Annotated in this window: 7 protein-coding genes and 1 pseudogene; 2 read left to right on the forward strand and 6 right to left on the reverse strand. The window is 67.9% G+C overall.

The features are described from left to right. Window positions 1-103: 103 nt before the first annotated feature. Window positions 104-583, reverse strand: a complete 480-nt coding sequence (locus BLU81_RS34640; RefSeq protein WP_092550992.1) for a hypothetical protein — start codon at window positions 581-583, stop codon at window positions 104-106. A gap of 452 nt (window positions 584-1,035) precedes the next feature. Here BLU81_RS34640 and BLU81_RS34645 point away from each other — a divergent pair, with 452 nt between their 5' ends. Next, window positions 1,036-1,656: a hypothetical protein gene (locus BLU81_RS34645; RefSeq protein WP_157751926.1), complete on the forward strand. Its 621-nt coding sequence runs from the start codon at window positions 1,036-1,038 to the stop codon at window positions 1,654-1,656. Window positions 1,657-2,343: 687 nt separating this feature from the next. Here the strand turns inward: BLU81_RS34645 and BLU81_RS34650 are convergent. Together BLU81_RS34650 and BLU81_RS34655 are read right to left on the reverse strand one after the other, a co-directional pair. After that, a complete protein-coding gene (locus BLU81_RS34650) occupies window positions 2,344-6,672 on the reverse strand; it encodes a hypothetical protein (protein ID WP_092550999.1) in 4,329 nt (1,442 codons plus the stop codon). Continuing rightward, the gene (locus BLU81_RS34655; protein WP_157751927.1) at window positions 6,669-8,081 is read right to left on the reverse strand and encodes an esterase/lipase family protein; all 1,413 of its coding nucleotides are present in this window, start codon (window positions 8,079-8,081) and stop codon (window positions 6,669-6,671) included. The genes BLU81_RS34650 and BLU81_RS34655 overlap by 4 nt, the downstream gene beginning before the upstream one ends. Before the next feature lie 175 nt (window positions 8,082-8,256). On the opposite strand from BLU81_RS34655, the gene BLU81_RS34660 reads away from it, so the two are divergent. Then, window positions 8,257-8,706, forward strand: a complete 450-nt coding sequence (locus BLU81_RS34660) for a hypothetical protein (protein ID WP_092551005.1) — start codon at window positions 8,257-8,259, stop codon at window positions 8,704-8,706. On the opposite strand, the pseudogene BLU81_RS34665 reads toward BLU81_RS34660, so the two are convergent. The 3 genes and pseudogenes from BLU81_RS34665 to eccB form a co-directional block, all read right to left on the reverse strand. Then, window positions 8,631-9,363 (reverse strand): annotated as a pseudogene (locus tag BLU81_RS34665) (IS6 family transposase). The gene BLU81_RS34660 and the pseudogene BLU81_RS34665 sit on opposite strands and share 76 nt — an antisense overlap. Before the next feature lie 309 nt (window positions 9,364-9,672). Beyond that, window positions 9,673-10,392 (reverse strand): IS6 family transposase, encoded by a 720-nt coding sequence (locus tag BLU81_RS34675; RefSeq protein WP_092551011.1) that lies wholly within the window; start codon window positions 10,390-10,392, stop codon window positions 9,673-9,675. A 256-nt stretch (window positions 10,393-10,648) separates the two neighbouring features. Further along, window positions 10,649-12,076, reverse strand: a complete 1,428-nt coding sequence (gene eccB / locus BLU81_RS34680) for a type VII secretion protein EccB (protein ID WP_092551014.1) — start codon at window positions 12,074-12,076, stop codon at window positions 10,649-10,651.

Consider the following 12,076-nt stretch of genomic DNA (forward strand, 5'->3'; position numbering starts at 1 on the left):
TAGCATCGTCCTATACCGCGCGAATGCTCCCCGAGCCATCGGTTCTGGTATCCCCCCCTGATCCATCTCGCACCTGCAGAATTCGACGGTCCGCACCCGCGGTTTAGTTGGCATCTCCGGCCCGCTCGTCGTTATGGCCGGAATCTCCCAGCTCGCGTGCTTGCTCCAGTACCACTGCCACGAACTGAAGCATCGCGGGGGACAGGCCACGTGCCTTGATCGCGAACTGTGCGACCGTGGGATCGCTCATTGCCTCCTTGAACTCCACGGCGGCTTTGAGCTGTGCCAGGTCGCGGGCGACGCCGTCAACATCTCCTTCGCCGAGTAGGAACGCGGCGGGCACTCCGAAGAACTTGGCGATGGCGACGAGTTGCCGTATGCCGGGATTGTCACGCTCTCCAGTGCGCAGATAGTGGATGTAGCTGGAGGTCACGGGCACTTTGTCATCCTGGTTTCCGGCGATGGCATCAGCCACGTCACGGACCGAGTACTTGGGCTTGCCGTGCGGCCGGACGGTCTCAAACAAGTAGTTCAGTCTGGCCTGCAATGTTTTGAGGTCTGGCCGGCTGATGGCGTCGCTCATGGATCCCCCGGTATGGCTGTTCACTGCTTGGAAGATCGAGCATCGTTCATATTGAGCCAGTTGACAATCCCGATGGACGGCGGAATGCTCCTTTTGCTGTCAACTGGCCATGAACGCGGTTGGCGGCGTCCGGCTTCTAGTGGACACACGCTCGGCGTCGATGCCCTCGGGGGAGGCTGCTCGGCGAGCCGGTGCCACCTGGCCGGGCGGGCTTGGCTGTGCTTGATCGATCCGTTCCGGGTGGCATGAGTCAATCGGTGGCGGTGGCCGAGTTGTCGCGGGGCCAGCGGTCCCTGCGGGCCGAGGTGGGGAAGTTCGGGCTGGACGGCTACGATCATGAATGGCGAATCGAACATGCGTTCTAATTTTGCAGGGGATGCAAAAAGGATGTAGCGCGCATTCGTGCCACAGGGCCATGATCATCGTCACTGGGGAACGATGAGGTGCACAGCGTGAAGTACCAGAATTCGCGGACGTCGACAGTGAGGCCGGGAGAAGGTGGCAGGGCTGGTGTGGGGGTCGGCTGGAGTGGGGTGCGGCGCAAGTCGGTCGTAGTCATCCGTGGTGGCCTGGTCGGGTTGTCTGGTGCCCTCCTGGCTCTCGTGGGATTGTGGTTGGATGGCCGATATGTCCAGGTTGCCAATTCCGGGCTGTGGGTGACTGCGATTGCCGTGCTTGCGGCGGCGGGCATGCTCGCCCTCTGCGGCTTGCAGGCATACCGTGATCATGTGGCCGCCACGCGTGACGCGCACTGGAACGCCGAGGTGTACAGGCTCTCCGATCAGGTTCAGACCCTTGCTGTCACGATTCGCGACCTTCACATGCAGGTGGCGCATCCCGATGGCGCCTGGCGTATGGCGATGAAGGTAGAACTCGGCCCGGTTGAGAAGCATCTCAGCGCGATCGAGGAACAGGGCAGGGTCGGATGTCCAGGCTGTGGTGACGAGATCGCGAAGCTGAAAGCTTCGTTGAAAGCCCTTGAAGCGCTGGTCGTTCCTGAGACCGCGATATACCTGCGGGGCTTCATGGACGGTCAAGGGGATGGCAATGATCCAAACCCGGAGTTCAGCTAGCTCCCATGCGGCGCTGTTCCGGTAGTGGCGCTGGTAGTTGAGCTATGGTGGTCACCGAAGAACATGCAGGGCTACGTGAGGTAGTTTTCGCAGGTTATGGTCCTTGAAAAGCCTTTGGTGGCCCGAGGGAACCCCTACCAGGATCAACTACGGATCAGAAGGTTAGGGGTTCGAGTCCCTTCGGGCGCACAAACGATCAAGGCCGTGACCTGCGGAAACGTGGGTCACGGCCTTTTTGTTTCCCATTTTCAGCCCCGAAAATCCCACTCTATGGAACCGTGGTGATCGGATGGTGATCGCGTGTCGCAAACGTGTTCCGTCCATAGTGGATTCTGTTGCTGAGCAGGACATTCCCCACGCGAACCGCGGCCCGACCCGCAACCCGAACCAATTACTGTGCGTGATCGATGCGGAGTGTTAGTCATTCCGCTCAGGCTGCCACCGGGCTGTTCGTGCCGTGCCTGGCGCGAGCCGGTGGCCGGGCCGTAGGGCCGGGCCGTCTGCGGGTGCCCGGGGTAGTTGTCGCGCCGCCGCACACCGGGGTGTGTCCGGTGGCGACGGCGGTCGCCGTGGATCCGGATACGAGGGTAGTCTTCGCACTCGGGAGCCCGGCCCGAGACGGCTCGATCGTAGGGGTCCATGAGTGACACATGGCGAAGATGCGCTACGAGGCGGCCCAGTTCCCTGTCAGGGTCGTCCCTGCAGGCTTCGCAGACTACGGAACAGTCTTCGGATGAGCGGTTGGGGCGGAAGACCTCGCAGCGGCTTCACCGGCAGGTTTCGGACGGTTGCTCCAGGCGGTACGAGGTCGAGACGTGCGAGGAACATCTCGGCGTCACCGGCCGCTACGAGTCCTTCGTCGCACCAGGCGAGGGCCGACACGGAGATGTCGCCTGCAATATGACGAAGGCATTCGCCATGCCAATCCCATACCCGTATCGTGGCATCTTGGCCGGCGGAGGCCAGCAGGGCACGGCCTTCTGGGCCGGGCACCACCTCCAACGCCCGGATCCATTGGGTGTGGCCGGTCAGTGGGGTGCCGACGGCCCGACCGGTCACCGGATCCCACAACCGCACCATCCCATCGCCGGCGGAGGCAAGTAGGACACGGCCGTCCGGGCCTGGTAACACTGCCAACGCCCAGATCGTGTCGGTGTGGCCGGTCAGGGGGGTGCCGACGGCCCGACCGGTTGCCGGATCCCAGATCCGCACCGTCCCATCGCTACCGGCGGAGGCAAGTAGGGCACCGCCGTCCGGGCCTGGTAACACTGCCAACGCCCAGATCGTGTCGGTGTGGCCGGTCAGGGGGGTGCCGACGGCCTGGCCGGTCGCCGGATCCCACAACCGCACCTTGGCATCGTCACCGGCGGAGGCAAGTAGGACACCGCCGTCCGGGCCGGGCAACACTGCCAACGCCTGGATCCTGCCGGTGTGGCCGGTCAGGGGGGTGCCGACGGCCCGACCGGTCACCGGATCCCACAACCGCACCTTGGCATCGGAGCCGGCTGAGGCCAGCAGTGCTCGGCCATTCGAGCCGGGCACCACCGCCAACGCATAGATCCATTTGGTGTGGCTGGTCAACAGGGTGTTGATGGCCTGGCCGGTCACCGGATCCCAGGTCCGCACCGTCCCATCGTTACCGGCGGAGGCCAGGAGGGTGCGGCCGTCTGGGCCTGGTAACACTGCCAACGCCTGGATCCAGTCGGTGTGGCCGGTCAGAGGGGTGCCGGCGGCCCGACCGGTTGCCGGATCCCAGATCCGCACCGTCCCATCGTTACCGGCGGAGGCCAGGAGGGTACGGCCGTCCGGGCCGGGCACCACAACCAACGCCCAGATCATGCCGGTTTTACCAGCCATCATGGGAGCGCCGACGGCCCGACCGGTTGCGGGATCCCAGATCCGCACCGTCCCATCGCTACCGGCGGAGGCAAGTAGGGCACCGCCGTCCGGGTCGGGCAACACTGCCAACGCATGGATCCAGCCGGTGTGGCCGGTCAGAGGGGTGCCAGCGGCCTGGCCGGTCGCCGGATCCCACAACCGCACCTTGGCATCGGCGCCGGCGGAGGCAAGTAGGGCACCGCCGTCCGGGCCGGGCACCACCGTGAATGCGGCGATCGGGCCGGTGTGGCCGGTCAGGGGGGTGCCAGCGGTCCGGCCGGTTGCGGGATCCCAGATCCGCACCGTCCCATCGGCGCCGGCGGAGGCAAGTAGGGCACCGCCGTCCGGGCCGGGTAACACCGCCAACGCCTGGTCCAGGCCGGTGTGGCCGGTCAGGGGGGTGCCGACGGCCCGACCGGTCACCGGATCCCAGATCCGCACCGTCCCATCGGCGCCGGCGGAGGCAAGTAGGGCACCGCCGTCCGGGCCGGGCAACACCGCCAACGAGACGATCGAGCCGGTGTGGCCGGTCAGGGGGGTGCCGACGGCCCGACCGGTCACCGGATCCCAGATCCGCACCGTCCCATCGGCGCCGGCGGAGGCAAGTAGGGCACCGCCGTCCGGGCCGGGTAACACCGCCAACGAGACGATCGAGCCGGTGTGGCCGGTCAGGGGGGTGCCGACGGCCCGACCGGTCACCGGATCCCAGATCCGCACCGTCCCATCGCTACCGGCGGAGGCCAGGAGGGTACGGCCGTCCGGGCCGGGCAACACCGCCAACGCCCGGATCGGGCCGGTGTGGCCGCGGATGGGGAGGTGGTGTGGTTGTTGGACGAGGTGAGCCCACCGAAGGGTGAAGGTGCTACTAGGGGTGGTCGGTTCGTGGGTGAAGTCCGACACGGCGCTGTGGCGGGCTGCCGCCAGCTGTCGGATGGCCTGCCGGTTGCCGGGGTCGTTGTGAGCGATGAGGGACCGGGCCGTGTAGGTGGCGGCGACGGCCGTGGGTAGCGAGCTCAACGAGCCTGTGGCGGCGGCGGTCACGCTGTCGAGGTCGAGGCGGTCGAGGATGCCGAGGTGTCCGTCGAGGAGACGCAGCCCGTCCCGGCCGGCGAGGGCAGCGTGGCCGGCGAGGTGATGGGTCAGGTAGGGGTTGAGCTGTTCCGCGTCGGGGTCGGTGTGGGTGAGGAGACCTGCGAGGACCCGGCGGTGTCCCGTGGGCGGGGGTGGGTCGGGCAGGTTGAGGAAGTGTTCCTGGAAGGTGCGGTGGGCGAGGCGATAGACGGTCTGGCCGTGGTCGTGGTCGACCATGAGGTAGGCCGCCGCGTCGTGTAGGAGGCGGTCGATGCTCTCGGGCGCCGGTGTCTCGACGTCACCGAGAGCACCGGCGACACGGGTCCATATGCCGTCACGGATGGGCAGTCCCCGGCCCAGCCCGATCGCCAGGGCGTGCAGGAGTGCCGGGTGGGCGGGGTCGGCCTCCGACAGGCGAGCGACGGCCTGCGCGAACAGGGTGCGGTAGTCGCCGCCGAGCAGCCGGGCGAGGTCGTCCGCACCGGCGGGCGTGGTCAGGTGGGGGCGTGCTGCGATCTCATGGACGGCCAGCCGGGCGTACAGGAAATGGGGTGATCTCCGGACGATCGTCGCCGCGACGTCGTCGGGTATCGAGTCGGTGCTCGGTAGGTGCGTGAGCCGTCGGTCGACGTAGCGGCGTAGCGCCTCGGGGTCCCGGACGACTTCCAGCACGGTCACCTCGACGTCACCGCCGTCGAGGGCGTCGATCAGGTCCTGGTCGGGTGGGGTGGGTAGGTCGGGTCCCTCCCGTGTGGAGCGGCGGGTCCCGACGATGAGCCGGGTGTGTGGCATCGCCGCGAGTGTGGGCAGGACGGTCTGCGCGATCGCGATGGGCTCCTGCGCTTCGTCGAGGGCGTCGATCAGGATGGTCGCCGGTCCACGCCCGGACAGGGCCGTCTGCAACCAGTCGAGTTGTTCCTGCAGGGTCTCCGCCGATTCGGGTCGTCCGAGGTCGAGGTCGTCGGCGATGCGTCGGATGGTCTGACCGGCGGTCAATCCGGTCAGGAGCAGTGCGGTGTCGAAGACCCGGGGCGGCGGCAGGTGGTCGTCGGGCGGTGGTGGGATGAGGTGCTGTCGGATCAGGGCGGCGACCAGTTCGGGATTCGTCTGGGCGACGAGTCGTCCGAGTAGGGCGGACTTCCCGCTGCCGGGGGCGCCGGTGACGACGTACATGCCGCGGTCGGCGGTGTGCAGCCACCCGGCGAGGTCGCGTTGTTCCTGTTCACGGCCTTCGAAGTACCAGGGCAGCTCGCCGGTCTCGCCGCCCTGCGCCTTGGGTACGAAGTGGCGGAGTTCGTCGGAGGGTAGCTCGGCGAGGAGTCGTCTGAGTTCGTCGTCGACCTCGACGGTGACCGGCGGCGCGATGGTCATCGCGGGTGCCCGGGTCAGGACGTTTCGGCGGGGGATCGACAGGAAGCGCACGATACCGTCGGATTGGAGGGCTTCTTCGAGTTCGGCGCCCAGTGCGTGTACGGCGATCGTGGGGTCGGCGCGGAAGGTGTTGTCCAGGACGCTGCGTAGCCTCCTGGTGAGTTCGCCGAGCCTGGTGCTGCCCCGGCCGGAGACTCCGACGAGCAGGACCCGGGTCGGCACCGGTCGCATGCGGCTCAGCTCGGCGTTGAGCAGGTTGACGAAGTGCGCCGCCTGGCAGGCCTCGATGAGCACGATCGTCCACCGGTCGTCGTCGTGGTCCTGTCGCTCGGCTATCGGGTGTGCGAGTTCGGCGGGTTTGAGGCCGTAGACGCCGACGTGTTCGGGGCTGCCGTGGTGGGCGAGGGCCGCGTCGGTGCCGTCAGACCAGCCGTGGCCGGCCCAGTAGAGCACCGTCGCCGGTTCGGTGTCCTGCCTGGCCCAGCCACGCAGCCGCTCTGCGACGGCGTCGCTGTCGCGTTCGTCGGCGGGGACGTCCCAGGGCACGGGCCGGCCGCCGAAGTCGGCCAGCAGCCGGCACAACTCGGTGATCTCGGCGTCGACGTCGAGGGCCCGCCATGCCGGATCCCGGTATTCGGGGATGCCGATCGGATAGATCGTCACCATCGTGTCGGAGGTGGTCTCGGTGTCGCTCACGGTGTGCCGTCCTGCACCGGCAGGGTCGGGTCGGCGGCGAGCAGGAGGCGTTCGACCGGGCTGTAGCCGCTGCCGCCGATCTCGAGCCGGTACATGCCGGGGCCGGGCACGGTGATCACCGCGCAGAGGGTGCCGTCGCGGGCTTCGATCGGGGCCAGGTCGAGCTGCCGTCCGCCGCCCGCGTCGAAGACCCGGCAGGTCGCCTGGCGGGGCCGGGTGATGCCGGTGATCGTCGCGGCGAACTCCTCGTTCGGAAGTACCAGATCGGGTGCGTCCACGCCCAGATCACCGGCGGCCATCGGCGGCCCCAGCAGATCGGGATCTTGCTCGGTGATCACCGCGCGGACATAGGCGCTCGCCTCGTCGGTGCACGCCAGGGCGCCGTGCTGCTGGGGCAGGTAGTTGTGGCTGCGACGGCTGGCGTCGGCCAGGGTGGCCGCGCCCCGGTACACGGTGCCGTCGCCACCCGCATCCTCCCAGCGCAGACCGTCGAGCCGATCGACGAGCAGGCGGTTCTCGGCCGTGACCACGCCGTCGGTGATCGTGAAGCTCTGTGGTGTGGGCTGGGCGGTGCCGACCACGCAGCGGTGTTCGGGCAGGGATCTGCCGGCGAGTTGTTCGTGCAGGCTCGCCCCGTCGGCGGCCAACGCCGGATCGGCGCCGATATCGACCAGGTCGGCGTGAGTGGGACGCCGGCTGGTCGGACCGTCGTTGAGGCAGCGGTAGACCGGCAGCAGATCGTGCAGGCCGGGCAGGGACGCGGCGAGCCGGCGTACGCCTTCGTCCGCCCGCTCCTGCCAGGCGTAACGCAGCGGCCGGCGGGCCGGCAACGGCACGGGCGCACCACGACCCGTGTTGATCATCGTGATGGCCTTGACGGAGCCGTAGAACGGGGTGCCGAGGGTGATCGTGTCCCGCACGTCGTCGGTCACGCCGGGGATCCGGGTCAGATATCGGGCGAGCAGGCCGCCCATGGAATGGGCCACGATCACGATGCGTGCCGCACGCCCGTCGGGATGTTCGCGACGGGCCTGCTGGTGCCGTGGGTCGGCACGCCACTCGGCGAGTGTGGTCACCATCCGCTCGGCCAGCAGCCCCGCATTGTGAGCGACCGGCAGCCGCCAGTCGTACGGGAATTCGACCACCTGCACCTCCGGGTGATGCACGACTGTTCTGACCGCCTTGACCAGCCGCTCGTACGGCACCGTGCCGCCCAGTCCCCGTGCGAAGGCAGGCACGCTCAGCAGGCCCGTGGCCTGGACCCGTCCGTAGCGGCCAGCGCGTTCGGCGTCGGTCAGGTGCAGATCCGCCAGGCCGGAACCCGTCGTCCACGCCCTGACGTACCAGGACAGGTCATTGAATCCCCACAACGCGGCGCCAGTCGTGGTGTCGGTCAACCGGCTTCCCATGATCCCCGGGACGATGACCACCAGATCGTGTGAACGCGGACCCTGATGCTTGTCGCAGTACTTCGGAGGCCTGCACTCGTCGCAGTACTTCGGAGGCATACAGCAGCACGATAGTCACGATGCCATCCCGATGTGTCACGACTCAGGGTGAAACCGGCCGCCCGGACGTCGACTCATGACCACACTCGACCGGCTGGAAACGACGGCCGCGAACGGCGGCAACCGCTACCTGCTCACCGTCGCGATCAACGACTACCACGACGACGACACCGCCTACACCGACAGCGTGAAGAGGCAACTCGCCGCAGTCCGGGCATTCTTCGCTTGCCCGGATCTCGGTACGCGGGCGATCTCGCCCCCGCAGCCCACCGCCACCCTGCGGTCCCGGGCGGATCTCGACGCCTACATCCACACGGTTGGGCTGCGGCGACTCGCCGAGAATGACGTGCTCGTCCTGTACATCGCCGGCCACGGCCTCGAAGGCGCGTCCACCGGCGCTGTTGCATTGTTCGATCGAGAGACGTGTCCGGCTTGGCCAGGCGGTGGTGGTCAGATCGCGGTAGCGAGTTCGGCCAATGCGGCGGCCACGCGGTGCCGGGCTGGGGTTTCAGTGGCGATCTCGTAGTGTCCGCGGCGGAGGTTCTGGACGAAGGCATGTCCGGCGATCACGGTCTGGGCGATACGGTCGGTGCGTAGTCTCCCGCATCGATCGGAGACGGTGTTTGAGTCGGCTGTGATCGGCTTCGACCGGGTTTGTTCGCGTACTGCTCGACGTGATGCCAGGCGGCCGGGACCAGATCGGCGAGCACCGCCGGGTAGACGGCTGCGGCGTAGGTCACCACCTCGACCGGCACCACCTTCAACGCCTTCAGGGCTCGGGTCAAGAACCGGCGAGCCGCGGCAGCGTCGCGGCAGCGTCGCGGCGGGCCGATACCAGCACGTCGATGACCTGCCCGTACTGATCGACAGCCCGGTACACGTACCGCCAGACGCCGTTGACCTACACGTACGTTTCATCAACGAACCAGCGGTCACCCGGCGAACGTCGGGCGAACCGTGCCGCATCGGCCAGCAACGGCGTGAACCGCTGCACCCACCGATACACGATGACGTGATCGGCTTCGACACCCCCTTCGGCGAGTAGTTCCTCGACGTCGCGGTAGGACAGGTTGTAGCGCAGGTACCAGCGCACCGCCACCACGATCACCTCCGGCGGAAAACGAGACCCGGAGAACGCCGAAGACGGAGCAGACCACGAACGCGACCGGGCTGAAGACCTCACCGATCAACAATGCCTGAACACTCGGCTGAGCCGACACCGCGGCACCCGATCGCTCAATGCAACAGCGCCCATCTTGGGCCCTGATCGCTCACCGGATAGAACCGCTACCTCGATCGTTGCGGCACCGGGTGGCATCCTGTGGGTCGTGAGGCCCAAATGCTCCTTGTACGTGGACGTCGGCTACCTGCTCAGCGCCTCAGCCGTCCGGGTGACGGGGACGTCGCTGCGGAACGGGATTCAGGTCGACTACGAGGGCGCTGTTGCATTGTTCGATCGGGAGACGTGTTCGGCCTGGCCAGGTGGCGGGAGTCAGATCGCGGTGGCGAGTTCGGTGAACGCGGCGGCCACGCGTTGCCGGGATGGGGTTTCGGTGGCGATCTCGTAATGTCCGCGGCGCAGGTTCTGGACGAAGGCGTGTCCGGCGATCACGGTCTGGGCGGTGCGGTCGGTGCGTAACCCGCGCATCGGTCGAAGTCGCTGTTTGAGTCGGCTGTGATCGGCCTCGACAGGGTTGTTCGCATACTGCTCGACGTGATGCCAGGCGGCCGGGACCAGGTCGGCGAGCACCGCCGGGTAGACGGCTGCGGCGTCGGTCACCACCTCGGCCGGCGCGACCTTCAACACCTTCAAGGCGCGGGTGAAGAACCGGCGAGCCGCCGCCGCGCCGCGCCGGGCTGATACCAGCACGTCGATGACCTGCCCGTGCTGGTCGATGGCCCGGTACACGTACCGCCACACGCCGTTGACCTTGACGTATGTCTCATCCACGAACCAGCGGTCACCTGGCGAACGCCGGGCGAATCGCGCCGCATCGGCCAGCAGCGGAGTGAACCGCTGCACCCACCGGTACACGGTGACGTGATCGGCTTCGATACCGCGTTCGGCGAGCAGCTCCTCGACGTCGCGATACGACAGGTTGTAACGCAGGTACCAGCGGACCGCCACCACGATCACCTCCGGCGGAAACCGGAACCCCGTGAACGCCGACGACGGAGCAGACCACGAACGCGACCGGGCTGAAGACCTCACCGATCAACTGTGCCTGACCGCGCGGCCGAGCCGGCACCACTGCACCCGATCGCTCAACGCAACAGCGCCCGCTCGGAAGCTACGAACCCCCGTAGCAGTACTAGCCGCCACACCACCGAATACCGCACCAACGACCGTCATCACCGGTCGCGCTTCATCACGCCCACCAACGACCACTCTCTGTAGCGAACACGGTGGTCACCGTCATTTACGTGTCAGGGTCCCGTGGGGATGCCGGCCTCAGCGATCCGCATCGTCAGCCAGGTGAACTGCCCCCGGTGTCGATCTGCTCGGTACGGGCCGCTTCCGGGTCGAGGCTCGGGCCGGACGGCAGCATCGCCAGCACCGTCGTCGGTACCGGAACCGTGGCCACCCCCTCGTAGCCGAGTGCGGCCACCACCTCGGCGCTCGGCAGCGGATAGCGGATGCCGAGATCGGTGATCAGGTATGTGGTCCCGCTCGGTACCCCGGGCGCTGCCTGCCCGGCCACCAGGACTCCGGAACCCGGCGGCACCTGCACCATGTCGGCCACCCGCGAGTCGGTGGCGCCGGTGGTCACGCCCGTGACTGTGGCACTGTCGACGGTGGACAGCGTCACGGTGGGGCCGCGGCCGGCGTCGAACGTCATCCGGGCACACCACGACCGGCCACCGGAGAGTCCGGTGGCCAGTTTCGGTGGGGTGTCGGGCAGGCCGGCCACCGGCAGCAGGGTCGCCGAACGGGCGGCGCTGACCACCGCGGCGGCGCTCACCGGGATCGGTTCGGCAACCGCGCCGGGGTAGGCCTTCGCGGTGCCCGGATCGGTCACCACCAGCCGTGCCACAGTCGGCGTGATCGGCAGCAACCCGTCCGCGAGAACGAGGTAGTACTCGGCGGCGGCACCGGGCACGGATGCCTGCAGGACCTGACCGATCCGGGTTTTGCGGGCACCCACCACGGGGCCTTTCCGGCCCCGGCCAGGAACCTCCGGGACGCTTAGTTCCGGGCCGGCCTCGAAGGCGTTCAGCCACGAGCCGGGTACTCGGCTGGGTGAGGCGCTGCCGTACCCGAGGGCCAACAGCACCGTGTTGTTCTTGATGGCGAGTCGCTGCCCGCGGTAGATCAGGTAGCGCTGCGACGCGCCGTCGACCACGAGAGCGGCCTGATCGTCCGGCAGATCGACGGCTGCCCATCCGGCATCGACGGCGATCACGGTGTCCGGCTCGGTCGCGGTGGCGCCGGCGTTGAGGCAGACGAGCCAGGCCCCACGCCGGAGAGTTCCCGAAGCCGGAAGTTGGTCGGGGGCACCGGAGATCCCGATCGCCCGGCCGTGCGGCACACCTTTGAGGGAGGCAGCCGAAACAGTCCGGATCTGTGCCTCCGCGCCACCGGCCGCCAGCCGAGCGGAGGCGTAATTCAGCGCTGGGCGCAGGGTGCCGTCCAGGAAGACGTACCGGGTGCCGGTCTCCTTCTCCACGATGATCGAGTTGGCGGTCTGCCAGGAATTGTCACCGCCACCCCGGGTGAAGCCGAGAAGGCCGTAGATCAGCAGCATGAGCAGGGACAGGCCCAGACCTATGAGCCCGCCGGTGGCGGTCCGCCGCATGGGTCGTTCCGGCTGGTCCGGGTCGGCGCGCAGGATCGCCGAGATCAGCCGGGTGATGACGAAGCCGTGTGCCTGGAGTTGATCGCGCTTGTTCTGCAC

It is taken from the genome of Actinoplanes derwentensis, assembly GCF_900104725.1.
Taxonomy (GTDB): domain Bacteria; phylum Actinomycetota; class Actinomycetes; order Mycobacteriales; family Micromonosporaceae; genus Actinoplanes; species Actinoplanes derwentensis.

Bases quoted from the DNA above. Each gene is read 5' to 3' on its own strand.
- BLU81_RS34640 (WP_092550992.1), bottom strand. From the start codon at position 583: ATGAGCGACGCCATCAGCCGGCCAGACCTCAAAACATTGCAGGCCAGA.
- BLU81_RS34655 (WP_157751927.1), bottom strand. From the start codon at position 8,081: ATGGGAAGCCGGTTGACCGACACCACGACTGGCGCCGCGTTGTGGGGA.
- BLU81_RS34660 (WP_092551005.1), top strand. From the start codon at position 8,257: ATGACCACACTCGACCGGCTGGAAACGACGGCCGCGAACGGCGGCAAC.